Source organism: Blastococcus sp. PRF04-17, from assembly GCF_023016265.1.
GTDB lineage: Bacteria > Actinomycetota > Actinomycetes > Mycobacteriales > Geodermatophilaceae > Blastococcus_B.
Genome location: NZ_CP095412.1, coordinates 690,848 through 713,571, shown reverse-complemented (window position 1 = coordinate 713,571; position 22,724 = coordinate 690,848). Strand labels below are relative to the sequence as shown.

The 22,724-nt window shown below is 72.8% G+C and carries 25 protein-coding genes, 1 tRNA gene and 1 pseudogene; 13 read left to right on the top strand and 14 right to left on the bottom strand.

All coding sequences use genetic code 11. The annotated features are described in order from the left end of the window. Window positions 1-8: 8 nt before the first annotated feature. Window positions 9-875 (bottom strand): undecaprenyl-diphosphate phosphatase, encoded by an 867-nt coding sequence (locus MVA48_RS03615; protein ID WP_246985914.1) that lies wholly within the window; start codon window positions 873-875, stop codon window positions 9-11. A 224-nt stretch (window positions 876-1,099) separates the two neighbouring features. On the opposite strand from MVA48_RS03615, the gene MVA48_RS03610 reads away from it, so the two are divergent. From MVA48_RS03610 to MVA48_RS03600, 3 genes are all read left to right on the top strand, one after another. Beyond that, window positions 1,100-2,080: an aldo/keto reductase gene (locus tag MVA48_RS03610; protein WP_246985912.1), complete on the top strand. Its 981-nt coding sequence runs from the start codon at window positions 1,100-1,102 to the stop codon at window positions 2,078-2,080. Beyond that, window positions 2,077-3,549 carry an AAA family ATPase gene (locus MVA48_RS03605; RefSeq protein WP_246985910.1) on the top strand — a complete coding sequence of 491 codons (1,473 nt, stop codon included), beginning with the start codon at window positions 2,077-2,079 and terminating at the stop codon, window positions 3,547-3,549. The genes MVA48_RS03610 and MVA48_RS03605 overlap by 4 nt, the downstream gene beginning before the upstream one ends. 68 nt (window positions 3,550-3,617) lie before the next feature. Next, window positions 3,618-4,016 (top strand): ATP-dependent DNA helicase, encoded by a 399-nt coding sequence (locus MVA48_RS03600; RefSeq protein WP_246985908.1) that lies wholly within the window; start codon window positions 3,618-3,620, stop codon window positions 4,014-4,016. Here MVA48_RS03600 and MVA48_RS03595 read toward each other — a convergent pair. Next, window positions 4,013-4,792: a DUF2470 domain-containing protein gene (locus tag MVA48_RS03595; RefSeq protein WP_246985906.1), complete on the bottom strand. Its 780-nt coding sequence runs from the start codon at window positions 4,790-4,792 to the stop codon at window positions 4,013-4,015. The genes MVA48_RS03600 and MVA48_RS03595 overlap by 4 nt on opposite strands. A gap of 78 nt (window positions 4,793-4,870) precedes the next feature. Beyond that, window positions 4,871-5,143 carry a hypothetical protein gene (locus MVA48_RS03590; RefSeq protein ID WP_246985904.1) on the bottom strand — a complete coding sequence of 91 codons (273 nt, stop codon included), beginning with the start codon at window positions 5,141-5,143 and terminating at the stop codon, window positions 4,871-4,873. Window positions 5,144-5,261: 118 nt separating this feature from the next. Between MVA48_RS03590 and MVA48_RS03585 the strand changes: the two genes are divergently transcribed. Then, entirely contained in the window at window positions 5,262-5,465 is a 204-nt protein-coding gene (locus MVA48_RS03585) for a DUF5703 family protein (RefSeq protein WP_089336659.1), read from the top strand. On the opposite strand, the gene MVA48_RS03580 is transcribed toward MVA48_RS03585, so the two are convergent. Then, complete coding sequence (locus MVA48_RS03580) at window positions 5,441-5,803, bottom strand: hypothetical protein (protein ID WP_246985902.1); 363 nt, start codon at window positions 5,801-5,803, stop codon at window positions 5,441-5,443. The two genes, MVA48_RS03585 and MVA48_RS03580, sit on opposite strands and share 25 nt — an antisense overlap. 445 nt (window positions 5,804-6,248) lie before the next feature. Here MVA48_RS03580 and MVA48_RS03575 point away from each other — a divergent pair, with 445 nt between their 5' ends. Together MVA48_RS03575 and MVA48_RS03570 are read left to right on the top strand one after the other, a co-directional pair. Beyond that, window positions 6,249-6,848, top strand: coding sequence for a TetR/AcrR family transcriptional regulator (locus tag MVA48_RS03575; RefSeq protein WP_246985900.1), 600 nt, complete (start codon window positions 6,249-6,251; stop codon window positions 6,846-6,848). A 209-nt stretch (window positions 6,849-7,057) separates the two neighbouring features. After that, on the top strand, window positions 7,058-7,801 hold the full coding sequence (locus MVA48_RS03570; protein ID WP_246985898.1) for a hemerythrin domain-containing protein: 744 nt from the start codon (window positions 7,058-7,060) through the stop codon (window positions 7,799-7,801). 31 nt (window positions 7,802-7,832) lie between these two features. Here the strand turns inward: MVA48_RS03570 and MVA48_RS03565 are convergent, their stop codons facing one another. From MVA48_RS03565 to MVA48_RS03555, 3 genes and pseudogenes are all read right to left on the bottom strand, one after another. Next, window positions 7,833-8,744 (bottom strand): NADPH:quinone oxidoreductase family protein, encoded by a 912-nt coding sequence (locus tag MVA48_RS03565; RefSeq protein ID WP_246985896.1) that lies wholly within the window; start codon window positions 8,742-8,744, stop codon window positions 7,833-7,835. Window positions 8,745-8,812: 68 nt separating this feature from the next. Continuing rightward, a pseudogene (locus MVA48_RS03560) lies at window positions 8,813-9,579 on the bottom strand (SDR family oxidoreductase). A 37-nt stretch (window positions 9,580-9,616) separates the two neighbouring features. Continuing rightward, the gene (locus MVA48_RS03555) at window positions 9,617-10,945 is read right to left on the bottom strand and encodes a M20/M25/M40 family metallo-hydrolase (RefSeq protein WP_246985894.1); all 1,329 of its coding nucleotides are present in this window, start codon (window positions 10,943-10,945) and stop codon (window positions 9,617-9,619) included. Between the two features lie 66 nt (window positions 10,946-11,011). Here MVA48_RS03555 and MVA48_RS03550 point away from each other — a divergent pair. Further along, a tRNA-Leu gene (locus MVA48_RS03550) sits at window positions 11,012-11,097 on the top strand. Between the two features lie 98 nt (window positions 11,098-11,195). Here MVA48_RS03550 and MVA48_RS03545 read toward each other — a convergent pair. Next, window positions 11,196-11,678, bottom strand: a complete 483-nt coding sequence (locus MVA48_RS03545; protein WP_246989046.1) for a site-specific integrase — start codon at window positions 11,676-11,678, stop codon at window positions 11,196-11,198. After that, window positions 11,648-12,400, bottom strand: coding sequence for a tyrosine-type recombinase/integrase (locus tag MVA48_RS03540; protein WP_246985892.1), 753 nt, complete (start codon window positions 12,398-12,400; stop codon window positions 11,648-11,650). Before MVA48_RS03540 ends, MVA48_RS03545 begins: the two co-directional genes overlap by 31 nt. Window positions 12,401-13,028: 628 nt before the next feature. Here MVA48_RS03540 and thiE point away from each other — a divergent pair. The 6 genes from thiE to thiD are packed head-to-tail and all read left to right on the top strand — an operon-like array spanning window position 13,029 to window position 17,183. Beyond that, entirely contained in the window at window positions 13,029-13,655 is a 627-nt protein-coding gene (gene thiE / locus MVA48_RS03535) for a thiamine phosphate synthase (RefSeq protein ID WP_246985890.1), read from the top strand. Then, window positions 13,652-14,761, top strand: coding sequence for a glycine oxidase ThiO (gene thiO / locus MVA48_RS03530; protein WP_246985888.1), 1,110 nt, complete (start codon window positions 13,652-13,654; stop codon window positions 14,759-14,761). Before thiE ends, thiO begins: the two co-directional genes overlap by 4 nt. After that, window positions 14,758-14,964: a sulfur carrier protein ThiS gene (gene thiS / locus MVA48_RS03525; protein WP_246985886.1), complete on the top strand. Its 207-nt coding sequence runs from the start codon at window positions 14,758-14,760 to the stop codon at window positions 14,962-14,964. Before thiO ends, thiS begins: the two co-directional genes overlap by 4 nt. A gap of 4 nt (window positions 14,965-14,968) precedes the next feature. Next, entirely contained in the window at window positions 14,969-15,781 is an 813-nt protein-coding gene (locus MVA48_RS03520) for a thiazole synthase (protein WP_246985884.1), read from the top strand. Then, window positions 15,778-16,365, top strand: coding sequence for a thiamine phosphate synthase (locus tag MVA48_RS03515; protein ID WP_246985882.1), 588 nt, complete (start codon window positions 15,778-15,780; stop codon window positions 16,363-16,365). Before MVA48_RS03520 ends, MVA48_RS03515 begins: the two co-directional genes overlap by 4 nt. Continuing rightward, the gene (gene thiD, locus MVA48_RS03510; protein WP_246985880.1) at window positions 16,362-17,183 is read left to right on the top strand and encodes a bifunctional hydroxymethylpyrimidine kinase/phosphomethylpyrimidine kinase; all 822 of its coding nucleotides are present in this window, start codon (window positions 16,362-16,364) and stop codon (window positions 17,181-17,183) included. Before MVA48_RS03515 ends, thiD begins: the two co-directional genes overlap by 4 nt. A gap of 59 nt (window positions 17,184-17,242) precedes the next feature. Here thiD and MVA48_RS03505 read toward each other — a convergent pair whose 3' ends face one another. From MVA48_RS03505 to MVA48_RS03485, 5 genes are all read right to left on the bottom strand, one after another. Next, the gene (locus MVA48_RS03505) at window positions 17,243-17,572 is read right to left on the bottom strand and encodes a GNAT family N-acetyltransferase (protein ID WP_246985878.1); all 330 of its coding nucleotides are present in this window, start codon (window positions 17,570-17,572) and stop codon (window positions 17,243-17,245) included. 104 nt (window positions 17,573-17,676) lie between these two features. Beyond that, window positions 17,677-18,630 (bottom strand): IS481 family transposase, encoded by a 954-nt coding sequence (locus MVA48_RS03500; protein WP_246985876.1) that lies wholly within the window; start codon window positions 18,628-18,630, stop codon window positions 17,677-17,679. Between the two features lie 118 nt (window positions 18,631-18,748). Then, window positions 18,749-18,976 carry a hypothetical protein gene (locus tag MVA48_RS03495; protein ID WP_246985874.1) on the bottom strand — a complete coding sequence of 76 codons (228 nt, stop codon included), beginning with the start codon at window positions 18,974-18,976 and terminating at the stop codon, window positions 18,749-18,751. Window positions 18,977-19,494: 518 nt separating this feature from the next. After that, a complete protein-coding gene (locus MVA48_RS03490) occupies window positions 19,495-20,520 on the bottom strand; it encodes a hypothetical protein (RefSeq protein ID WP_246985872.1) in 1,026 nt (341 codons plus the stop codon). Then, window positions 20,496-22,475 (bottom strand): putative bifunctional diguanylate cyclase/phosphodiesterase, encoded by a 1,980-nt coding sequence (locus MVA48_RS03485; protein ID WP_246985870.1) that lies wholly within the window; start codon window positions 22,473-22,475, stop codon window positions 20,496-20,498. Before MVA48_RS03485 ends, MVA48_RS03490 begins: the two co-directional genes overlap by 25 nt. Between the last annotated feature and the right edge of the window lie 249 nt (window positions 22,476-22,724).

The following is a 22,724-nucleotide window of genomic DNA, read 5'->3' as shown; positions in this document are numbered from 1 at the left end:
GCCGCAGGTCAGCGGGGCGCCGGCGACGGGCTCGGCTGGAAGTCCCCGACGGGGTCGAGCACCCCGGTCTGCACGAGCACGAGCACGAGCACCCCGAGCAGGATCCGGTAGATCACGAACGGCGTGAAGCTCCCACGGTCGAGGTAGCGCAGCAGCCAGGCGATCACCGTCAGCCCGACGCCGAAGGCGATCACGGTCGCCACGATCGTCGGCCCCCAGGCGACGCCCCGGCCGGCGACCTCGCCGGTGAGCGCCTCGTAGGCCTGGAAGAAGCCGGACCCGAGGACGGCGGGGATGGCGAGCAGGAACGAGTAGCGGGCCGCGGCCGCCCGCGAGTACCCGAGGAAGAGGCCCGCGGTGATGGTGCCGCCGGACCGCGAGACACCGGGGATCAGCGCCATGGCCTGAGCGAAGCCGTAGCCGATGCCGTGCGGCACGGTCAGGTCCTTGAGCTCGCGCTGCTTGGCGCCCACGCGGTCGGCCCAGTACAGGATCAGCGAGAAGAGGATCAGCGCCGTCGCGACGATGCGCAGGTCGCGCAGCGTCGTCTCGATGTCGTCCTGGAAGAGCAGCCCGAGGACGACGATCGGGAGGCTGCCCACGATGATCAGCCAACCCATGCGGGCGTCCGGGTCGCCCTTCCGCCGGCCGGCCAGCGAGCCGAGCCAGGCGACGACGATCCGCGCGATGTCCTTCCGGAAGTACAGGAGGACGGCGGCCTCGGTGCCGATCTGGGTGATCGCGGTGAACGCCGCGCCCGGGTCGTCCCACCCGAACAGCTCGCCGACGAGCCGCAGGTGGGCGCTGGAGGAGATCGGCAGGAACTCGGTGAGGCCCTGGACGACGCCCAGGACGACGGCTTCGATCCAGCCCATCTCAGCGGCCCCTCCGCGCGACGAGATCTGCACACTCGCGGCCATCAGACGCTGATGGCCGCGAGTGTGCAGATCTCGCGCGGACGGGAGGGCAGGTGCGGGGTACGGGTCGGGCGGGCACGAGGGGTCACCCTAGGCGGGCGCCGCGCCCGACCCGCCGCGCCGCCCCGTCGCTTTCCACACTGCCCGGTCGGTCCCCGTGGTCGCCGGTAGGTTTTCCGGTCGTGGAGCAACGGTCGCTGGGGCGCAGTGGTCTGGTCGTCTCGCGGCTCGCGCTGGGCACGATGACGTGGGGGCGCGACACCGACGAGGACGAGGCCGCCATGCAGCTGACGGCCTTCGTCGACGCCGGCGGCACGCTCGTCGACACCGCCGACGTCTACTGCGACGGCGAGAGCGAGCGCGTCCTGGGCCACCTGCTCACCGACGTCGTCCCCCGGTCCGACGTGCTCGTCGCGACCAAGGCCGTGGGCCGAACGGCGCCCGGACCCATGGGCCGCGGCGCCTCCCGCGGCCACCTGCTGGCCGCGCTCGACGCGTCGCTGGAGCGGCTCGGGCTCGACCACGTCGACCTGTGGCAGCTGCACGCCTGGGACGACATGACGCCGATCGAGGAGACGCTGGCCGCCTGCGACCTCGCCGTCTCGTCGGGCCGGGCCCGCTACATCGGCATCAGCAACTTCTCCGGCTGGCAGACCGCGCACGCCGCGACCTGGCAGCGGGCCTGGCCGGGGCGGACGCCGATCGTCAGCACCCAGGTCGAGTACTCGCTCCTGCAGCGCGGCGTCGAGCGCGAGGTGGTGCCGGCCGCGGAGGCGCTCGGGCTCGGCGTCCTCCCGTGGTCGCCGCTGGGCCGCGGCATCCTGACCGGCAAGTACCGGCACAGCACGCCGTCGGAGTCCCGCGGCGCCTCCACGCAGTGGCAGGGCTTCATCGACGGCCTGCGCTCGTCCACGTCCGACCGGATCGTCGAGGCGGTGATCACCGCCGCCGAGGGGCTGGGGACGACGCCGCTGGCCGTGGCGCTGGCCTGGGTGCGGGACCGGCCCGGAGTCGTCGCGCCGATCGTCGGTGCCCGCACGGCGCACCAGCTGCAGGCCTCGCTGGACGCCGAGAACGTGCGGCTGCCCGCAGCGATCCGGACCGCCCTGGAGGACGTCTCGGCCCCACCGTTCAGCTATCCCGAGCGACGGCAGGAACGGTGACGGCAGCCCCTGCCCCCGCACCGGGCGGGGACCGCGTCTTCGCCGCGTTCTGCGCTGCGGGGCTCTGGCCGGGCCTGGGCCGGCGGACGGCGGCCGAGCTGCCCGACGCGGGCATCGTCTCCCCTGACGACGTCACGGCCGACCGGTTGATGAAGCTGCCCCGGGTCGGCCGGCAGCGCGCCGAGCGGTTGTTCTCGAGCTTCCTGGCTGCGCAGCCCACCTACGACGTCGTCGAGCTGCTGGTCAACGCCGGCCTCGACGCGAAGCTCGCCGCCGGGGTGGCCGACACGCTCGGGCCGGACGCCGCCCGGCGGCTCAAGGACGACCCGTGGGCGCTGCTCGGGTTGACCGGCGTGAACCTCGTGGACGCCGACCGGCTGGCGATCGCGCTGCTGCCCGGCGCCGACCGGCAGGACAGCCGGCGCGGCCGGGCGATCGTCGGCCTGACGCTGCGCACCGCCACCCGCGACGGGCACACCGTGCTGCCGGCCGACCTCGTGGTGGCCGCGCTGCGGGCGGAGGGGTTCGCCGACCCGGCGGCCGCCGTCGTCGCCGCGGTGGAGTCCGGCGAGGTGCTGGAGCACGAGCCACCGGAGCCGGAGGATCCGGAGCTGGAGCCCGATCCGGCCCTGCGGTCGCTCTCCCTCGCCCGGTACGGCATGGCCGAGGAGGCGGTGGCCGAGAACGTGCAGCGGCTGATGGTCACCGCCGAGCCGATCGCCGACCCCGTGTCGGTGCGGTCGGTGTCCAAGGGCCTGGACAAGGCGCAGGCCGCCGCCGTGGGCCAGACGCTGACCGCCGGTGTCTCGCTGCTGACCGGCGGGCCGGGCACCGGCAAGAGCCGGACGGTGGCTGCCGTCGTCCAGCTGCTGCGCAAGAAGGGCACGGAGGTGGCGCTGGCCGCGCCGACCGGCCGCGCGGCCAAGCGGCTCGAGGAGCTCACCGACCACCCCGCGGTCACCGTGCACCGGCTGCTCGGCGCGCAGGGCACCTCCGGCGGGTTCTCCCGCAACGAGGAGTGGCCGCTGGACGCCGAGGTGGTGGTCGTCGACGAGGCGTCGATGCTCGACGTCGAGCTCACCGCCGCCCTGCTGGAGGCCTGTCCCGACGGCACGCACCTGCTGCTGGTCGGCGATCCCGCGCAGCTGCCCTCGATCGGACCGGGACACGTGCTGGGCGACCTGATCGACTCCGGCGTCGTCCCGGTGACCGAGCTGACCACGCTCTACCGGCAGGCCGAGGGCGGCGCCATCGCCCGGCTGGCCACGGCGGTGCGGCAGGGCGACCTGCCCCCGGTGGTCTCCCCCGACCGCGAGGTCGTCGTCGTTCCGGCGACCGGCAGCGCCGAGGCCGCCCGACGCGTGGTGCAGCTGGTCACCGACTCCATCCCCCGCGCTCTGGGCATCCCGCCGAGCGGGATCCAGGTCGTGACGCCGGTGCACCGCGGGCGGCCGGCACCATCGAGCTGAACAGGGCGCTCAAGGCCGAGCTGAACCCGGGCACCGGCACGGTCTTCGGCTTCGACCCGGGAGACCGGGTGGTGGCCACCGCCAACCACCTCGACCTCGAGCCCACCGGCTTCGCCAACGGCGAGGTCGGCGTGGTCACCGGGACCGGCGAGGGCTCGCTCCACGTCGACTTCAGCTCCGGGCCGGTGACGGTCACCGGCCAGGCGCTGTCGGACCTGCGGCACGGCTGGGCGATCACCGTTCACCGGGCGCAGGGCTCCGAGTGGCCCGGGGTGGTCGTCTGCCTGCCCCCGGAGGCCGGCGGGATGCTGTCCCGGCCGCTGGTCTACACCGCGCTCACGCGGGCGCAGCAGCACCTGTCGATCGTGCACGCCAGCGGTGCCGCCCTCGCCCGCGCGGTGCGCGAGGTCGACGTGCGACCGCGACGGACCCGGCTGGCCCGGCTGCTCGCCGAGGCGGTCGGCTAAGTCCTGCTCCGGGCGACGCAGCTCAGGGAGTTCAGTGCCGCACCCAGCTGACCGGGGCAGGTCAGCGGCCGGGCGAACGGCAGTCGCAGGTCGTGGTGACCGGACCGGCCCTCGACGCGGATGCGGATGCCGTAGCGGTCGACGCCCAGCGGCCGCAGGACGTCGTCCGGGCCGCTCAGGCCGGCCGGGACGAGGCTGCGCAGGGCCGCCAGGAAGCCGGGGTGGTCGCGGTCGAGGTGCCGCACCGTGTCGGCCTCCACCCGGGCCAGCGGATCGGGCCGGGCGGCGAGGAAGTCCTGCAGGGGGACGTCGGTGCCGCCGCCGTTCTCCCCCAGCACCACCTCCGCCAGGTCGAGGCGCAGCAGCGTGGCCGATCGGCCGACGTCCAGGAGCCGCTCGTCGGGCAGGGTCTCGGCGAACGCCAGCAGGGCGGCGCGCCGGTCGTGCCGCCGGACCGGGGTGAGCCAGCCGGAGAGCCACACCTGGGCCCGGACCGGGTTCTGCAAGGGCACGGGCGCGCGGTCGGTGACCATCACCAGGGCGGAGAGGTCGCGGTTCGGGGCGGCGCTGACCGCGGCTGCGAGTACGCCGTCGGTCGGCACCACCAGCAGCGTCTGGCCGGCGGTCGTGACGGTGTGCGCGAGGACGCGGCTGCCCGGAATGCCCGCCGCGCAGACGGCGGCTGACCGGCGGGAGAACACGGTGCGGGCCCGCTCGGCCGGCGCCGGACGCAACCGTTCGAGGTCCGAGCGGTCGGGGCTGGAACTGATCGACATGGCGCCCTCCTCGATAGGTTAGGCAACCCTAACCTATCTTCGAGGGTCGTTTGCCCGAGCTCATCAGCTCGGGACGGCTCAGGTCAGGGTGTCGTCGTCGTCCAGCGGGACGTCCGCCTCCTGCTCGAGGACGTCGGCCTCGTTGGCTTCCCGGTCGCCGACGGGACGCAGCGGGCTGCCGGCCTCCCCCGGTCGCGCGGAGAGCTGCTGCTCCAGCGCGTCGGCTTCCGGCACGCCCTCGCCGGGCGCCGTGGCGTCGACGGCCGAGGTGACGGCGGGCGGGTCGAGCAGCGCTTCCTGCTCGGCGCGGTCGGCGTCGGGCACGTCGGTCGGGGTGCCGGGCTCGGTCACGTCGTCCTCCCTCGTCGGACAGCTGCGGTCGCGGTCCATCCTGCCGGTCGGGCTTCCCGGCCGCAGACGGGGCGGGGAGGGCGTGACCGATCGGCGTCCACGATGCACAATCGCCGGGATGGAGGCGGCCGCGGATTACCAGTACGCGCCGCTGCGGATCCCACCGGGCACGTCCCGGTCCGCAGCGGCGACGATGTTGAGCCTGCAGGCGGACACCGGAGGGTGGGAACTCGCCCGCCTCCAGCTGCACCCCGACGGCACCCGCAAGGTCATCCTCCGTCGCCGGGCCCGGCTCTCCTACCTGCCGCTGCCGGTCATCTGACCGCTGAGGTCCCCCGCCCGTTCGAGCAGGTAGGGCGCGACCCGCCGGTGCACGGGGCCGACGACGGTCCAAAGCGCACCCGCGAACGGACGTCGGTAGCGCAGCGCCGTGGTGAGGACCACGCGGTCCGCGTGCCGCCGTCCCACGATCACCGGATCGGCCAGCGGTCCGGACGCCTCGAGCCGGACCACGTCGTGCTCGTTCGCCCTGACCCGCCAGCCCAGGACGTGCCCCGGCGCGTCCAGCGGAGCGAGGTCCAGTGCCAGTACGTGCCGGTGGGCGACCAGGATGAGCCGCCGCAGCGCCGGCGGGGACTGCTCCAGGCCGCCCGCACCCACTCCTCCGCGCTGCGCTCGTCGTCCGGAGGCAGGGCGATCTCGAAGGCGTCCGCATAGTCGGCGCCTGCCGCGTCGATGAGCGGCTCGTCGACCGGGACGCGTTGTGCCCTGGTCATGCCTGGCCCAACGAGCGGACCACGCCCCAGGTGCGGGTCCTTCACCAGCGCCGCGGGCACGACAAGGCGACAAGGAACCGTGTCGACATGTCGCCTCGGGCGGCGCTCACCGGTGGCTGGGTGAGAAGAGGGCCCAGCCCAGGTCGGCGCCACGCAGGCCGCGCCGATCAGGTGGGTACCGCGCAGGCTGGTCCCGCGCAGGCGGGACATGACCGCTCCGGGCCAGGCCGGTGGCGCACGGTCGCGACACGCTAGGTGAGCCATTTTCGTTGGGGTCGTACTAAAGATTTCACTTGGGTTGGATCCCAACGCCGAGCACTCTCCGGTCCATGGGCGAGGCCCCGCGCAGCTATCGCATGACGGCGCGCGCCGCCACCGTGGGCCGGACCCGCGAGCGGATCCTCGCCGTGGCCCGTGACCGGTTCTTCTCGGCGCCGTACGACGAGGTCCGCCTGGCCGAGGTCGCGGCCGCCGCGGGCGTCAGCGAGCAGACGCTGCTCAACCACTTCTCCTCCAAGGAGGGCCTGCTGCTGGCCGTGGTGGAGTTCGTGGCCCCGGAGATCGAGGCGCTCCGCGGGCCCGTCGCGCCCGGCGACGTCGATGCGGCCGTCCGAGCCCTCATGCGCCAGTACGAGGCGCTCGGCGACGCGAACGTCCGCCTGGCCGCCGTCGCGGAGCGCATCCCCGAGCTGGCTGCGGGCGTCGAGTTCGGCCGCCGGCACCACACCGCGTGGCTCGAGGCGACGTTCGCCGACTCGCTGCCCGACGACCCGCGGGCGCGTCGCCGCACCGTGGCCGCGCTCTACGCGGTCACCGACGTCGGCACCTGGAAGCTGCTGCGCCGCGACCTCGGCCACTCCCGGGCCGAGACCGCCGCGGTGCTGCGGCTGCTGCTCCGAGCCGCCCTGGAGACGGCCCGCGACCACTGAGGAGGACCCATGCGGGTGCTCGTGACGCCGGCGGCCGGCGGCGTGCCCACGCTGGGCCTCCCAAGGGGTGCGACCAGCGCGACGACGTCGTCCGCACCGCCCGGCTACGGGCCGACCCCTGCTCGGACTCCCTCGTCGCACGGGGTCGAGTCCGCTGCCGGGCTCCCGGACCTCACAGGTTCCCCAGCACCCACCAGAGGAGATGCACGATGACCAGCACCCCGACCCGACGCTTTCCCGGCCAGCTGATGCTGGCCGGCCAGGCCGCCGCGCCCGACGGACCGGTCGACCTCACCACGATGTTCCTCATGCATCGCGGCTTCCGCCGGGATCTCGAGGCCTTCGCGCGGGCCGTGGAGGCCACCCCGCTCGACGATCCGGCGACCTGGTCGGCGCTCGCGCAGCGGTGGAGGCTGTTCGCGGAGATCCTGCACGGCCACCACTCGGGAGAGGACGCCGGCCTCTGGCCGCTGCTGCTCGACCGCGTGGACGCCGCGGGCGACGCCGACGGCCGGGCCACGCTCGAGGCGATGTCCGCCGAGCACGGCCGCATCGACCCCCTCCTGGACGCCTGCTCGGCCGGCTTCGCCCAGATGACCCGGGCGCCCCGCGCCTCGATCAGGGACGCTCTCGCGCGACAGCTCACCGAGACGCGGGAACACCTGGGCGCGCACCTGTCCCACGAGGAGCGGGACGCGATGCGGCTGGTGCAGGCCCACCTCACGCAGGACGACTGGCAGCGGCTGAGCGTCGAGCACTTCGAGAAACCGCTGACGACACGCCAGCTGGTGGGCGTCGCAGCCTGGGGCCTGCACGAACTGTCGTCCGAGGGCGTGACGCGACTGCGGCGGGGCGACCCGAAGGGCCCGGTGCTGATCCTGATGTGGCGGCTGTTCCTCCGCCGGCCGTTCGAGCGGCGGGAGCGCCGGGCATTCCGGTACCTGGCCGCGTGACGGGCGAGGGGCGGGTCCGACCCGCCCCTCCCTACGGGACCAGGACGACCTTGCCGACCGTGCTCCGGTCGGCCAGCTTCATCAGCGCCTGGGGTGCCTGGTCCAGGGGCAGGCGCTCCCCCACCAGCGGGTCCACGTGGCCCTCGTCGACCAGCCGGGTCAGCTCCTCGTGCACCATGCCGAACAGCGCGGGGTCGTACTTCTTGTAGAGGCCCCAGTGCAGGCCCACGACGCTGTAGTTCTTGACCAGGAGGTGGTTGGCCTTCGCCTCGGGGATCCGGCCGCTGGTGAAGCCGACGACCACGATCCGACCCTCGAACGCGATGCACTTCGTGCTCTTGTCGAACACGTCGCCGCCGACCGGGTCGTACACGATGTCGGCGCCGTGGCCGCCGGTCACCTCCTTCACGACGGGGACGAAGTCCTCGGTCGTGTAGTCGACGACGTGGTCGGCCCCGAGCTGGGTGCAGACCTCGGTCTTGCGGGTGCCGCCGGCCGTGGCGATGACCTTCGCGCCCGCCGCCTTGGCCAGCTGGATCGCGGCCGTGCCGACCCCGCCGGCGCCGGCATGGATCAGCACCCAGTCGCCGGCCTGGACGTGTGCGCGGTTGTGCAGCCCGACGTAACCGGTCTGGTAGGTCAGGAAGAGGGAGGCGGCCTTCTCGTCGGAGAGCCCCTCGGGTGCGGGGAAGGCGCCGTCGGCGTCCATGAGCGCGTACTCGGCGAACGCGCCCGGACCGCCGGACGGCGCGCCGATGACCCGCTGGCCGGTGCCGACGACCTCGCCGCACAACTCGACGCCGGGCGTGTAGGGCAGCGGCGGCTTCTCCTGGTACATGCCCATGGCCATCAGGACGTCGGGGAAGTTGAGCGCCGCCGCCCGTACCTTGACCAGCACCTGACCGTCGCCCGGCGTCGGCTGGTCGACCTCGTCGAGGCTCATGACCTTCGAGGGATTGCCGAGCTCGTGTACCCGCCATGCACGCATGGGCCGACCCTGCCAGACGGCCCCTACCGCATGGACGGCGGGCGGAGAGCCTCCGGGACGACGGCGGTCTCGCCCGCATCCGTCTTCGCCGACGGCACGCCCTTGAACTTGTAGGGCACCGTGCCGACGCCGGGCTGGATGACGTAGGCGGCACCCGGCTCGCCCGCCGTCCAGGCCAGGACCATGGCGTCGGCGACCTCACCGGCGGTGAGCACCGGGAAGCCGGCTGCCTCGAACTGGTCGCGGATGGGGTCGATGATCGCGGTGTCGGCGAAGCCGGGGCAGATCGCGGTGATCGTCGTCCCCTCGGCGGCCAGGCGGGGCGCCATCGACCGGACGAAGGCGATCGCGCCGCCCTTGGCGACGCTGTAGCCGGGGTCCCCGGCCATCGGCGAGAGTCCGGCGAGGGACGCCGTCACGACGATCGCGCCACCCCCGGCCCGCTTGATCGCCGGTCGGGCGGCCTGCACGCCGTAGACGACCCCGAACAGGTCGACGTCCACGACCTTCATGAACTCGTCGAGGTCGAGTGCGTCGTCGGACTTGGCCGCGGAGATGCCGGCGTTGAGGTAGGCGGCGTCGAGCCGCCGTGCTCGGCCTCGATCTGCGCGACCACGGCCTCGTTGGCCGCCGGGTCGGTGACGTCGAGCGGGAGGAACGGGCAACCGAGGTCGGCGGCGACCTGCCGGTTCCGCTCGCTGTCCAGATCGGTGAGGACGACGGTGACGTCCCGCTCGCGCAGCTTCGTCGCGAGGGCGCGGCCGAAGCCACCGGTCCCTCCGGTGATCATCGCGACGGAGCCGGCTGCCGGGGTGCTCATGGCCTCATCATGCAGAGCGCAGGAAGCGGTCGAGCACCCGGATGCCGAACTGCAGCGACTCGATCGGGACCCGCTCGTCGATGCCGTGGAAGAGCGATGCGAAGTCGAGGTCCGGGGGCAGGCGCAGCGGCGAGAAGCCGAAGCAGCGCATGCCCAGCCGCTCGAAGCTCTTGGCGTCGGTGCCGCCGCTCATCGTGAACGGCACCGGCCGCGCGCCGTCGTCCTCGGCCTTCAGCGCGGCGACCATGCCGTCGACGAGCGGGCCGTCGAACGTCGTCTCGACGGCGTTGTCGAGGACCAGCCACTCGCGCTGGATGCCCTCACCGAGCAGCCCGGCGAGCTGCCGCTCGAACTCCTCCTGCTGGCCGTAGAGGAACCGGCCGTCGACGGTCGCGCCGGCCGTGCCCGGGATGACGTTGGCCTTGTAGCCGGCGTCGAGCATCGTGGGGTTGGCGGTGTTGCGGAGAGCCGCGCCGATCATCCGGCTGATCGAGCCCAGCCGGGCCAGCGCCTGCTCCGGCTGGTCCGGGTCGATCTCGATGCCGTAGGCGTCCTCGACCGCCTCGATGAACTGGCGCATCGGCGGGGTGAGCACCGTGGGCAGCCGGACCGAGCCGAGTCGGGCGACGGCCTCGCACAGCCGGGTGACCGCGTTGTCGTCGTGCACGAACGAGCCGTGGCCGGGCCTGCCGGACGCCGTGAGCCGCATCCAGGCCAGACCCTTCTCGGCGGTCTGCACGAGGTAGAGGCGCAGGTTGTCGCGGACGGTGATGCTGAAGCCGCCGACCTCGCTGATCGCCTCGGAGCAGCCCTCGAAGAGGTCGGGGTGCTCGTCGACCAGGAACCGGGCGCCGAGCCTCCCGCCGGCCTCCTCGTCGGCGACGTAGGCCAGGACGATGTCGCGCGGCGGCTTGGTGCCGGTGCGGGCCCAGTCGCGGACCAGCGCCAGCACCATGGCGTCCATGTCCTTCATGTCCACCGCACCCCGGCCCCAGACGTAGCCGTCGCGCTCCTCGCCGGAGAACGGGTGGACGCTCCACTCGGCCGGATCGGCGGGGACGACGTCCAGGTGCCCGTGCACCAGCAGCGCGGGGCGCGAGCGGTCGGCGCCCTCGATGCGCGCGACCAGGCTGGCCCGGCCGGGCTCGGACTCGCAGATCTGCGACTCGATGCCGACGTCGGCGAGCTTGCAGGCGACCCACTCGGCGGCGGTCCGCTCCCCCGCGCTGGTCCGGCTGTCACCGGTGTTCGTGGTGTCGATCCGGATGAGGTCGGAGAGCAGTCCGGCCACCTCGTCCTGGGCTCCGGCGAGGGGCTGGGCGGTCGGCTCTGCCATGCGGCCGATCCTGCCACCGGGGGTGCTCGGAAGGCCGTCGAAGGTCTAGTAGTCTTGCGACGCACTCGTCCGGGTGGCGGAATGGCAGACGCGCTAGCTTGAGGTGCTAGTGCCCTTTATCGGGCGTGGGGGTTCAAGTCCCCCTCGGACACAGCCCGCCCCGGTGTGCCTGCAGGTCAGGAGCCCGGGGCGCTGTCGTGCCGGGGCCAGAAAGGCCTCGTGATACCGCCGTGATACTTCGCGAGGCTGGTCAGCCCCTCAGCAGCGCGGCGAAGCGGTCGGCCGCCTGGCGGCCCATGCCGGGGTGGACGTGCTGGTACACGGTGAGCGTGATGGTCGCGTTGGCATGCCCGAGGCGCTCCGATACCACCTTCACGGGCTCGCCGGCAGCCAGCAGGAGCGTCGCGTGCGTGTGGCGCAGGTCGTGCAGCCGGATCTGGGGCAGCTGGTCCTCCCCCAGCGCCCTGCGAGCCTGCGCGACCTGCTCGACGAACCGGCGCGAGTACCGCTCCGGGTGGCGATGGGTGCCGTCGAGGTTTGCCAGGAGGAGCGCGGCGTCCCGCACGAGCTCGGGCGCGAGCGAGCCGCGGATCGCCCGGTAGGTGCGCAAGGCGGCGACCGTGTCGTCGTCGATGTCCACCACGCGGGCCTGGCCCGTCTTCGTCGGCCCTTCGACGAGTTGCTGACCGTCGCCCTTGATCTTCACCACGCCGAGGCTGCGCCGGACCTGCAGCCGGCCGGCGTCGAGGTCGACGTCCCGCCAGCGGAGGGCCAGCGCCTCCCCCGCCGCATCCCGGTCGCGGCAAGCAGCCGCCAGCCGATCGCGAGATCCGGATCGCGGGCCTCGACCCAGCGCAGGAAGCGCGCAAGCTCACCCGCCGTCCACGCCTGCATCTCCGGCGGTCGGGCCTCTGACGGGCTCGGCGGGGTGGAGCGGTCGGTGGGGTTCACCGCCAGCCGTCCGTGTCGGACGGCGTCGCCGAGCGCGGACCGCAGGATCGTGTAGACGTAGCGCACCGTCCGGGCAGACAGGCCTCCTCGGCCGTCCGCTCGACCTGACGCCTCCAGCTGCCGCATCCAGGCGTCCACCGCCGCGCCGGTGAGGCGGGACAGCGGGGTCTCGCCGAGGTAGGGATCGATGTGCAGCCGGATGTTCTTCCGGTACGAGGCGAGCGTCGAGACGCTGAGCCGCTGCCCGGCGACCCATTCGGCGAGGTAGGCGTCGAGCCGCTCCTTCGAGGGCTCGACCCAGGCCCCGGTCTCGGCTTTGCTGATCTCGACCCGCAGGTGGGCGGCCGCTTCCCGGCGGCTCCTGAACCCGCGCCTGAGGACGACTCGTTTCGTGCCGTCCGGAAGAATCACCGGATACTTGACGAGGAAGCGGGGACCGGCCTTGGTGGAGTATTCGCTGATGCCGCCCTCCCCCGCCTGCCTTCGTCGCGGCTTGGACGTCATCGGCACCTCACTCGCACCCGGAACCTGCAGTCCCGCCCGTAGTAAGCACCTAGGCGTCTACCGGAGGACGACGGATCAGCGGAGCGATGCCTCGCCTCTGTGGAGGACGCCGGGCCCTGTGGACGGCGGTGACGGATTGGACCCGCAGTACGCGGCGTACGAAAGCGTGCTCCAGGACCTGCAGACTTTCTCCAGTTCTCCGGTGACGTCACCACCCGTCCCTGATGTGACGGCGGCGCTCGCTGACCAAGTCCGCGAGCGCCTCCGTCGTCATGTCCCTAACACTGAGTCCCGTTGCGGCTGGAGCGCGGCCGCCTGACTCGATCGACTGCCGGGCCGACGGACTTGGCCGGTAGGCTGGGGTGGCGATGTGCGGGAGCTCGGAGCGACCGGGCTGAGAGGGTGGCTGATGTGCCGCCGACCGCTGGAACCTGACCGGGTAATGCCGGCGTAGGGAGCGGACATGCGGGAGCCGGGCGTAGCCGGCGACCCCAGCTGCTCGGGGATTCCCTCGAGGACGCCTGGGCCGTCGTCATGGACCCAAGAACTGTTGGGATACCGCCGGGTCGGGGGGCGACCGAAGCATCAGTCTCCGGCAGCCGATTCCCCGCCCACTTCTCTGGGCCGTGTGGCGAGCAGGGTCGGCCAGCTGCATGTCCTCACCGATCCGCGGGGTGGGCAGGCGGCGCTGGAGGCGGTCGCCGCAGCGGTGGCGGCCGGGGCCCCGGTGGTGCAGGTCCGGCAGAAGAACTGCACCGACCGTGCGCTGTGCGACTTCGCCGCGGCGGTGGCTGACATCTGCGCGGCGTTCGAGGCGACGTGTCTGATCAACGACCGGGTCGATGTGGCGCTCGCCGTGGGAGCGGCCGGAACTCACCTGGGCGCCGAGGACCTGCCGGTCGAGGCTGCGCGCCGAGTGGCCGGTCCCGACCACCTGATCGGGGGGACGGCGCGCAACCCGCGGCAGGCCCGCGAGCTGGTGGCCGCGGGCGCGGATTACCTCGGGGTCGGTCCGGCGTACGCGACGCGGACCAAGTCCGGGTTGCCCGACCCGATCGGCCCCGCCGGAGTCCAAGCCGTCGCTGAGGCGGTGAGCGTGCCGGTGATCGCGATCAGTGGGGTGACCGTCGAGCGGGTTTCCGAACTCCTCGCGGCCGGCGCGTGGGGTGTCGCCGTCACGGCCGCGGTGTCCGGCGCGCCCGACCCGGCAGCCGCCACCCGCCGATTCCTGGAAGAACTTGGTGGTGCCGGGTGACCGACGTGTTGGTCGCCGGCGGAGGCCTGATCGGACTGTCGGTGGCGTGGCGGACGGCGCAGCGGGGTCTGTCGGTCACCGTGGTGGACGACGATCCGGGCACCGGCGCCTCCTACGCGGCGGCCGGAATGCTGGCCCCGGTCACCGAGGCCGCCTACGGAGAAGAGCCGCTGCTGCGGCTGTGCCTTGCCTCGCTGCAACGCTATCCCGACTTCGTCGCGGAGCTGTCCCGGGCGGCCGCGACGCCTGTGGAGCTGCGCACCACCGGCACGCTGGTGGTCGGCTTCGACGACGACGACATGCGCGCGCTCGCGGCCCTTCACGGCTTCCAGCAGGACCTGGGCCTGGCGGTGCAGCGGCTGACCGGACGCGAGTCCCGGCGCCGGGAGCCGGCGCTGGCCCCGCGTGTGCGCGGTGGGCTGCAGGTCCCCGGCGACCACTCCGTCGATCCCCGGGCGCTGCACCGGACGTTGCTGGCCGCCGCCCGTGCCGCCGGCGTCGAGATGCTGTGTGCCCGCATCGGTGGCGTGCGGATCGAGGGCGGCCGGGCCACCGGGCTGCGGCTGCTCGGCGGCGAGGAACTGGCCGGCGACGCCGTGGTGCTCGCTCTCGGAGCACACACCGCGTCGCTGCCGGGGGTGCCGCCGCTGCCCGTGCGGCCGGTGAAGGGGCAGATCCTGCGGCTGGGCGGCGCCGACGGACTGCTCGGCGGCACGGTCCGCGCGCTGGTGCGAGGCCGGCAGGTCTACCTGGTGCCCTCGGCCGGCGATGGATTGGTCGTCGGCGCGACCGTCGAGGACCGCGGCTTCGATCCCGCGGTCACCGCCGGCGGTGTGCACGACCTGCTGCACGACGCGATCGACGTCGTCCCGGCGATCAGCGAGCTGGAGCTGGTGGAGACGCTGGCCCGGTGGCGGCCTGGCAGCGCCGACAACGCGCCGGTGCTCGGCCCGTCGGGTCTGCCCGGTCTGGTCCTGGCCACCGGGCACTACCGCAACGGCGTGCTGCTGACCCCGGTGACCGGCGAGGTGATCGCCGAGTTCCTGGCCGGCGGAGCCCTGCCGCCACTGGCCAGGCCGTTCACCATCGACCGATTCAGGAGGTGATCGACGTGCAGGTGACCGTCAACGGCCGCGCGGCCGGCGTCGAGGAGGTCGCCACGGTGGCTGCGCTCGTCGCGTCCCGCGGCCAGCAGCAGCGCGTCGCTGTGGCGCTCAATGGCGAGGTGGTGCCCCGCAGTCGATGGGAGACGACCGGGCTCGCGCCCGGCGACAGCGTCGAGGTGCTCGCCCCGACGGCAGGAGGGTGACCCGATGACGACGGCTGACGTGGCTCCGGCCCTGCACCGCGAGGAGGTTGCCGACCAGCTCGACATCGCCGGGCAGACGTTCACCTCCCGGCTGCTGCTCGGCACCGGGGGCGTACCCAGCCTCGACACGCTCGAGCGGGCCGTCGTGGCCTCGGGCACCCAGCTGGTCACCGTGGCGCTGCGCCGGATGGACGCCTCGACCGGCGGAGCGCTGGTGGAGGTGTTGGAGCGCTGCGGGGTTCGGCTGCTGCCCAACACGGCCGGCTGCCGGACGGCGCGCGAAGCGGTGCTGGCCGCACGGCTGGCTCGGGAGGCGTTCGACACCTCCTGGGTGAAGCTGGAGGTCATCGGGGACGAGGTCACCCTGCTGCCCGACGCGGTGGAGTTGCTCGATGCCGCCGAGCAACTCGTCGCCGACGGGTTCACCGTGCTGGCCTACACCAATGACGATCCCATCCTGGGGCGGCGCCTGGCCGACGCCGGCTGCGCCGCGGTCATGCCGCTGGGCTCCCCCATCGGCAGCGGCCTGGGCATCCGCAATCCGCACAACATCGCCCTGCTGCGCGAGGCGGTGGAGGTGCCGGTGGTGCTCGACGCCGGCATCGGCACCGCCTCGGACGCCGCGCTGGCGATGGAGTTGGGTTGCGACGCGGTGCTGCTGGCGTCCGCGGTGACCCGGGCCCGTGACCCCGAGCAGATGGCCCTGGCCATGCGCCATGCCGTTGAGGCGGGGCGGCTGGCTCGCGGCTCCGGCCGCATCCCCCGCCGCTGGCACGCCCAGGCATCCACCCCGATGCAAGGCATGCCCGAGCTGTGAGGCTGCCCCCGCTGCTGGTGCTCACCGACCGAATCCAGTGCTGCGGGCCGCTGGTCGACACGGTCGCCGCCGCGATCGACGGCGGCGCCCGGGCGGTCGTGCTGCGCGAGAAGGACCTGCCCGACGACGACCGCGCCCGCCTGGCCGACCAGCTGCACGCGCTGCTGGCCCCGGTTGGTGGCGTGCTCATCCGCGCCGGCGCCGCAGGCGGCGGCCGCGCCGAGGCCGTTCATCTCGCGGCGAGCGATCCCTTCCCCGATCCGCGGCCGTCGCTGGTCGGACGCTCCTGCCATGACCGCCACGAGGTGCTCCGGGCACGGCGGGAGCGCTGCAACTACGTGATGGTCTCCCCCGTCTTCCCCACCCGGTCCAAGCCCGGGTACGGACCCCCGCTGGGACCGGCTGGGCTGGCCGCACTCGTCGCCGGGGCGCCCCCGGCCTACGCCCTCGGCGGGGTGCAACCGACCGACGTCCCCGCTTGCCTGGCCGCCGGAGCCCGTGGCGTCGCGGTCATGGGCCCGATCATGCAGAACCCGGCGATCGTCCCCGCCTACCTCACCGCCCTGCAGGACGCGGCCGCATGACGCCGCCGGTCGCGCTCACCATCGCCGGGTCGGACTCCAGCGGCGGCGCCGGCATCCAGGCCGACCTCAAGACCTTCGCCGCGCTCGGCGTCTTCGGCACCTCGGCGATCACCGCCCTCACCGCGCAGAACACCCAAGGTGTCCACGACATCCACCCGGTACCGCCCGAGTTCGTCACCGCCCAGGTCGAGGCGGTGCTCCAGGATCTTCCGGTCGCGGCGGTGAAGACCGGGATGCTCGGCACCCCCGAGGTGGTCCGCGTCGTCGCCGACCTCGCCGCAGCCGGTCGACTGCCCCGGCTCGTCGTCGACCCGGTGATGGTGGCGTCCAGCGGTGACCGGCTGCTCGAAGCCGAAGCGGAACAGCTCTACGTCCAGACGCTGCTCCCCCACGCGACGGTGATCACGCCCAACCTGCGCGAGGCCGAAGTGCTGCTCGACACCTCGATCCGCACCCTCGCCGAGCAGCGGGAGGCAGCCCGAGCCCTCGGCGCCTTGGGCCCGACCACGGTGGTGGTCAAGGGCGGCCACGCGGTCGGCGACGTCGCCGACCACGCCACCGACGTCATCTGGGATAGCGGCAAGGTCTACGAGCTGCGCGGGCCCAGAATCGCCACGCTGAACAACCACGGCACCGGCTGCACGTTCGCCGCCGCCGTCGCGGCAGCGCTGGCCGCCGGCAGCAGCATCCCGGACGCGCTCACCCACGCCAAGACGTTCACCTTCGGCGCGATCACCGCCGGCGCGGCCTGGCGGCTGGGCCACGGACACGGGCCCCTCAACCACTTCCCTCATCAGGCTGCACGCATCTCCGACTGAGCCCGAGGCGCTTGCGGAGGTCTGCCTCACAGCGGGGCAGCACCCGTGTGCGAGGACTCTCAAGCGGAAGACGAAGCGGCAGGTGGTAGACCGAACAGTGCCCGGTCGGCTGGCGAGACGAGGTCCAGCTCCTCGGGATGGGCGAGCAGACAGTGCCGAACAAAAGGACAGTACGGTCGGACCGACAGCTGGCGCTGACGGACCGCGGCCAAAACACCGCGAACAAGAATGGTCCCCAGCCCTTGACCATGCCGGGTCGGGTGCACCTCGGTGAACGGCAGTGCCATGACCCCATCGGCCACGTGGTAACTCGCACAGCCGACCAGCTCGTCCTCCACCCAGAGCTCGAAGCGGGCACGGTCGGGAGCATCGACGACGGCGATCCTCACTGCGGCTGCGTGTGCGCGGCATGGCCGCGAACGGTTGAGTGCACAGGCCTCGCCAACGGACACGCGCCAGCCGCGGGTCTAGGTGTCGCGACCGGACACGTTGTTCACGCGGCGAGGCGGCTGACCGGTGGGCGGCCTCCGAGGGCGGAGTGGCTGCGGGCAGTGTTGTAGTGCTCGAGCCAGCTGTCCAGGGCGGCGGTGCGCTGGTCGTTGCCGGTCCAGGCGGTGGCGTAGGCCCATTCGGTCTGCAGGGTGCGGTTGAACCGTTCGGCCTTGCCGTTGGTCCAGGGGCGGCCGGGCTTGATGAATCGGCGGCCGATCGCGTGCTGGGTGCAGGCGGCGATCCAGGCGTCGCCGCGGCGGTAGCTCAGGGCGTTGTCGGTCAGCACCCGGCGGATCGTGACGCCGTGCGCGGCGAACCAGGCCACCGCTCGGGTCAGGAAGCCGGCGCAGCTGGCCGCGCGCTCGTCGGGCAGCACCTCGGCGTAGGCCAGCCGGGTGTGGTCGTCGATGGCGACGTGCACGTAGTCCCAGCCGTTGCCGCGGCCGCGCACCTGCTCGGAGCGGCCGTGCACGCGCCAGCCGCCACCGTCGGGCACCCGGCCGAGCTTCTTGACGTCGACGTGCAGCAGGTCGCCGGGGTGCTCGTGTTCGTAGCGGCGGTCGCTGTGCCGGCGGCCGCGCAGCAACTCGCCGGTGAGCCGGTCGACGTCGGCCAGCCGGGGCATGCCGGCGCGGGCGAGCACCGCGCCGATGGTGGATGCCGCGACTCCGAGGATCGCTGCCAGCCGCACCGGCCCCGCGTGATGCGCGCGGCGGGCGGCCACGATAGCCGCGGTCGCGGCCACCGAGATCCGGCGCGGCATGCGGTGCGGCCGGGAGGAGCGGTCGGCCAGCCCCGCGCGGCCCTCGGCGCGGAAACGGCGCACCCACTTGTAGACCGTCTGCCGGCTGATGCCGAGCTGCTTGGCCACCTCCCCGGGCCGATGCCCGGCCAGGACACGGGCGACGATCAGCTTGCGGGCGTAGACGGTGGTGCGGGCGTTAGCGTGGGCCACGGAGACCTCCGGTCGGGAAAGGCGACGTCAGACATCGCCACTCCTTCCGGAGGTCTCCTTCGTCATCAAGGCGCCACGCCGACTGTCAACAACGTCCCTGGTCGCGACATCTAGGCGGTTACTGCGGCTCTTCTGTTGCCTCAGGGGCGGGTGGGCGCCAGGCGAAGAACAGCTCCCATCGGTGGCCGTTTCGCCTCTCCAGCCGAAGCCATTGATCGTCGAGCGGGCTCCTGCGAGGGAACTCCAACGAGAGCCGGCGTGCGCATTCGATGGCCTCGGCTTCGTCGTCGGCGTCGAAGGTTTCGATGACCGTCCCCTTGCCGGCGAGCAATCGGAAGCTCGGCATGTGCTGCATCCCCCGTGGCTGCCTCTGGGCAGTCGCCGCGGTGTGCAGTCGTTGACAGCGCGCCGAGAGTCAGCGGTCGTGCTTCAAGGCTGTCGTACACATGCCAGTCACACGGCGCCGTCTCCACTGCCCTTGGCGGCGGCTCCCCACGCAACCTAGGCGCTACCTGCCGGTACAGCGAGTCGTCACCCATCGGAATCGAGAACTTCGAAGGCGTCGATGCCCCTGTCGCGGCCCACCGGCAGCCGCCAACTCGGCTTTACGGCGCCCCCTCGCCGCTGGCATGGGCAGCGCCGGTGGTGCCCGATGGCGGTCCCACAGCGAGGGTCGGCATGGTGCTTCAAAATAGGAGTACACCTGGAGTCGGCGGCGCCGTTTCCACTGCCCTTGGGGGCGGCGCCGTCCCAGCGGACGAATGGGCTAACCACCGGTTAGTGTCCCCCGCACCGCGTATGACTCGGCTCACATTGCGAGTTGGTGCCGCTCTCGTGGGCACCCGGGCTAGCGCAGGACCGCTTCTAGAAGGTCTTCGAGAACAGGACGACGCGGCTCTCCAGTGCCTCGCGTTCCGGCGTTCCGCTGGCCGCGTGCCTGGCCTGCTCCGTCCCGCTGCCCCTGTCCTGCTGGGCCGGACGCTGATTGTGTGTGTCGAAGGTTCGGCCCTCCGTCCGGCCCTCGGTCCCGATGCTGCGCGACGGGTGCTGCTGGCGAGTGTCCTGAGGACGTCGGCCCTGGCTGGCCTCGTGTGAGGGAAAGGAAGGGGTTGGCCGGCCGGAGTCGCGACCGGGCCACTGCTGGCCACCGTTCGACGCAGATGTACCGACGTTTTGTGCCGTCCCGCGTGTCCGGTGGCTCTCCATGGGCTGGTCGCCGTCCGGGCTGGCGGACGGCGGTGCGTCGTGCTGGGCTGGTGGATCGGGCGGCCGCTCGCTGGGCTCTCCTTCCAGCGGCGAGACCCCGTCCCCGCCGCCGGCGATGTCCTCGCCGGCCATGGACGCGGCCGAAGCTTCATCCGCCGGTGCGGAGTGGGCCTCTTCCCGCGTCCACCTCCGGTAGACGGCGAGGGCGGAGAGGCCCATGGCCAGCACGGCCGCGAGGACCGCGGCGACCGGTGCGCTGAGACCCACCGTCGAGGCGGGGGCCAGGGAGGCGGCTCGCCCCTCTCCTGCTGACGAGGAGGATTGGCCGCCACCGGCGGTTAGGTTGGGGAGGTCGCCGAGCAAGACGCCCGCTGGGGGCAAGGGAGCCGGTCCGATGCGCGGGTCGGACACCGGCACATCCCACCGCTGGGGCCATGCGGCGGTCCCCTTCCCGTCGGGGGTTGCCGACGAGAGCGCGGCGTCGAGCGGGGCGGCACCCTTGGGGGGCCGATGCTCGGCCACGATGACGAGCGTGACCACGGCTCCGACCAGGATCAGGACGTGCAGGGCAGGCCGCAGCCGGTCGGCCCAGACGGCCCACCAGTTCCGGAGACGACGCAGGGCGGCGGCGGGGACCGCGCGCAGGCACGTGACCGTGGTCAGGAGTCGACGGTGAGAGCCCATTGACCCGACTCCTGTGGTGAGGAACGCTGCGCGCCTCGGCGGGACTGATCGCATCTCGCGCGCCAATCGGCCAGCCACCCCTCGAGGGAGTCGGCAGGCAGCGGTGCACTGATGGCGTAGCCCTGCACCTGGTCGCAGCCCAGCATTGTCAGCCGGTCGATCAGCGCAGCTGTCTCGACGCCCTCGGCCACGACGGTCATCCCCAGCCGCTGGGCGAGGTCGATGACGGCCTGGGTGACCGCCTCGTTCTCGGGATGCTCCAGCAAGCGCGTGACGAGGCTGCGGTCGATCTTGAGCGCGGTGATCGGCAGGACGGGAAGGAACCCGAGACTGGTGTAGCCGGCGCCGAAGTCGTCGATGGCGACGGTGATGCCGCGACTCGCGAGCTGGGTGAGCACGAACGCCGCCCGCTCAGGGTGGGTCATGACCGCGCTTTCGGTGATCTCCAGCTGAAGGAGGTCAGCCGGCAGCTCTGCACCGCGCAGAACGGCCAGGATGCGAGCGGGCAGGGCTTCATCCAGCAGGCTTCGCGGGCTGACGTTGACCGCCACCTGCAGCGGCATCCCGGCGCGCTGCCAGCTGGCCGCCTGATGCACTGCCCGCCGGAGGACCCATTGCGTCAGCTGAGGCATCAACCCGGCGCGCTCCAGGACCGGCATGAAGTCGGCCGGCGGCAGCAGACCTCGGGTCGGGTGCCGCCACCGCACCAAGGCCTCCACGCTGGTCACCCGCATGTCGGGCAGGGAGACCTTGGGCTGGTAGTGCAGCTCGAACTCGTCGTCGGCGAGGGCGCGGTGCAGGTCGGTGACCATCTCCAGCTGACCGACGGTGTGCTGGTCGGTGGCGACGTCGTAGAGCGTGGTGCCGCGTCGGGCCCGCTTCGCCTGGTACATCGCCACGTCCGCGCGCTGCAGCAGCTCGGAGAGCTGCCGGCCGTGCTCGGGGGCGAGCGCAACGCCGATGCTGCCATCGACGGCAAGATCGACGCCGTGCGCGGTGAACGACGTCTCCCGCAGCCGACGGAGGAGCTGCTCGGCCCGCTTCTGGGCCGCCGCCCGGTCAGAGAGGTCCGTCAACAGGATCGCGAACTCGTCACCGCCCAGGCGAACGACCAGGTCCTCTCGACGAACGGCCGCCAGGAGGGTGGCCGCGACCTGCTGCAGCAGGACGTCGCCGGCTGCGTGGCCGAGCGTGTCGTTGACCGTCTTGAACTCGGTCAGGTCGAGCAGCAGCAGTGCCACGGGCTTCTCGTCGGTGGCCCGGGCCAGCATGCGGCCGGCGTCCTCCTTCAGGGCACGGCGGTTGCGCAGCCCGGTGAGCGTGTCGTGCCGGGCCTGCCGCTCACGGACGACGAGGCGCCGCCGTCCCGCGACCAGGCCGAGGACGATGAGGGCGAACACCACGGCGGTAGAGACCTGCTGCCGGAGAAGGCGGCTCTCTGCCTCCTGCACGACGTCGTCGTGTGCGAGCACCACACCCACGACGAACTCGGCCGCCGGAGTGTCCGCGGTGCGGATAGGCAGATAGACCCGCAGCGCCGGAGTTTCACCGGGGCCGGCGACGTTTGCAGTCCACAGCTCGCCCCGGCGTGCGCGGTCGAGGTCGGGTGTCGACAGCCTCGCACCCTGAGGGTCCTCGTCGAGGAACAGAGGCAGGCCGTCGCTCCGCCAGACACCGAGCGCGAGCACCTGCTGCTCGTGGCGCAGAGCTGACACGTGTTCGCGGAGGTCGGCGATGTCGGCCTCGGACAGCCGCCCGCCGGCGGCCCCGTCCGCGTCCAGGGTCGGGCGCACCACGGCCGCGGCGATGATCCGGGCCGTCTGCTCACCCTCGGCATCGGCGCGGAGCAGCTTCCTATCCTGCAGGCCGTACATCAGCCAGAGCATGGCGACGAGCACCACCCCGATGGCCACGGCCAGCATGAGCCGGGACATCGCCAGGCGGCGCAGTCGCACACCCCTCCGACGTGAAGTCACACCACACCATCGGGCGGACGACCACCACGCTTGACCCACTGGGGCACCGGGACTACCTCCTTAGAGGGAGGCCACTGGCCGAGACAGGACCGCCTGCTCTCACCCGGAAGACCGGAACGGAGCCACGCGACTGCTGTCCTCCGAGCGTCAGGCTCGCGAGCAGCCCAGCGAGCACAAGATGTCTAGAGGCTTTGGTCCCTGTCCCCCGGTGTGGCTTACGGGTAGTGA

What these genes read in the sequence shown, in the direction of transcription:
- MVA48_RS03540 (WP_246985892.1), bottom strand. Translation starts at nt 12,400, where the DNA reads ATGACGTCCAAGCCGCGACGAAGGCAGGCGGGGGAGGGCGGCATCAGC.
- MVA48_RS03575 (WP_246985900.1), top strand. Translation starts at nt 6,249, where the DNA reads ATGGGCGAGGCCCCGCGCAGCTATCGCATGACGGCGCGCGCCGCCACC.
- thiD (WP_246985880.1), top strand. Translation starts at nt 16,362, where the DNA reads ATGACGCCGCCGGTCGCGCTCACCATCGCCGGGTCGGACTCCAGCGGC.
- MVA48_RS03495 (WP_246985874.1), bottom strand. Translation starts at nt 18,976, where the DNA reads ATGCCGAGCTTCCGATTGCTCGCCGGCAAGGGGACGGTCATCGAAACC.
- MVA48_RS03570 (WP_246985898.1), top strand. Translation starts at nt 7,058, where the DNA reads ATGACCAGCACCCCGACCCGACGCTTTCCCGGCCAGCTGATGCTGGCC.
- MVA48_RS03555 (WP_246985894.1), bottom strand. Translation starts at nt 10,945, where the DNA reads ATGGCAGAGCCGACCGCCCAGCCCCTCGCCGGAGCCCAGGACGAGGTG.
- MVA48_RS03490 (WP_246985872.1), bottom strand. Translation starts at nt 20,520, where the DNA reads ATGGGCTCTCACCGTCGACTCCTGACCACGGTCACGTGCCTGCGCGCG.
- MVA48_RS03520 (WP_246985884.1), top strand. Translation starts at nt 14,969, where the DNA reads ATGACGACGGCTGACGTGGCTCCGGCCCTGCACCGCGAGGAGGTTGCC.
- MVA48_RS03615 (WP_246985914.1), bottom strand. Translation starts at nt 875, where the DNA reads ATGGGCTGGATCGAAGCCGTCGTCCTGGGCGTCGTCCAGGGCCTCACC.
- MVA48_RS03565 (WP_246985896.1), bottom strand. Translation starts at nt 8,744, where the DNA reads ATGAGCCTCGACGAGGTCGACCAGCCGACGCCGGGCGACGGTCAGGTG.
- MVA48_RS03585 (WP_089336659.1), top strand. Translation starts at nt 5,262, where the DNA reads ATGGAGGCGGCCGCGGATTACCAGTACGCGCCGCTGCGGATCCCACCG.
- MVA48_RS03595 (WP_246985906.1), bottom strand. Translation starts at nt 4,792, where the DNA reads ATGTCGATCAGTTCCAGCCCCGACCGCTCGGACCTCGAACGGTTGCGT.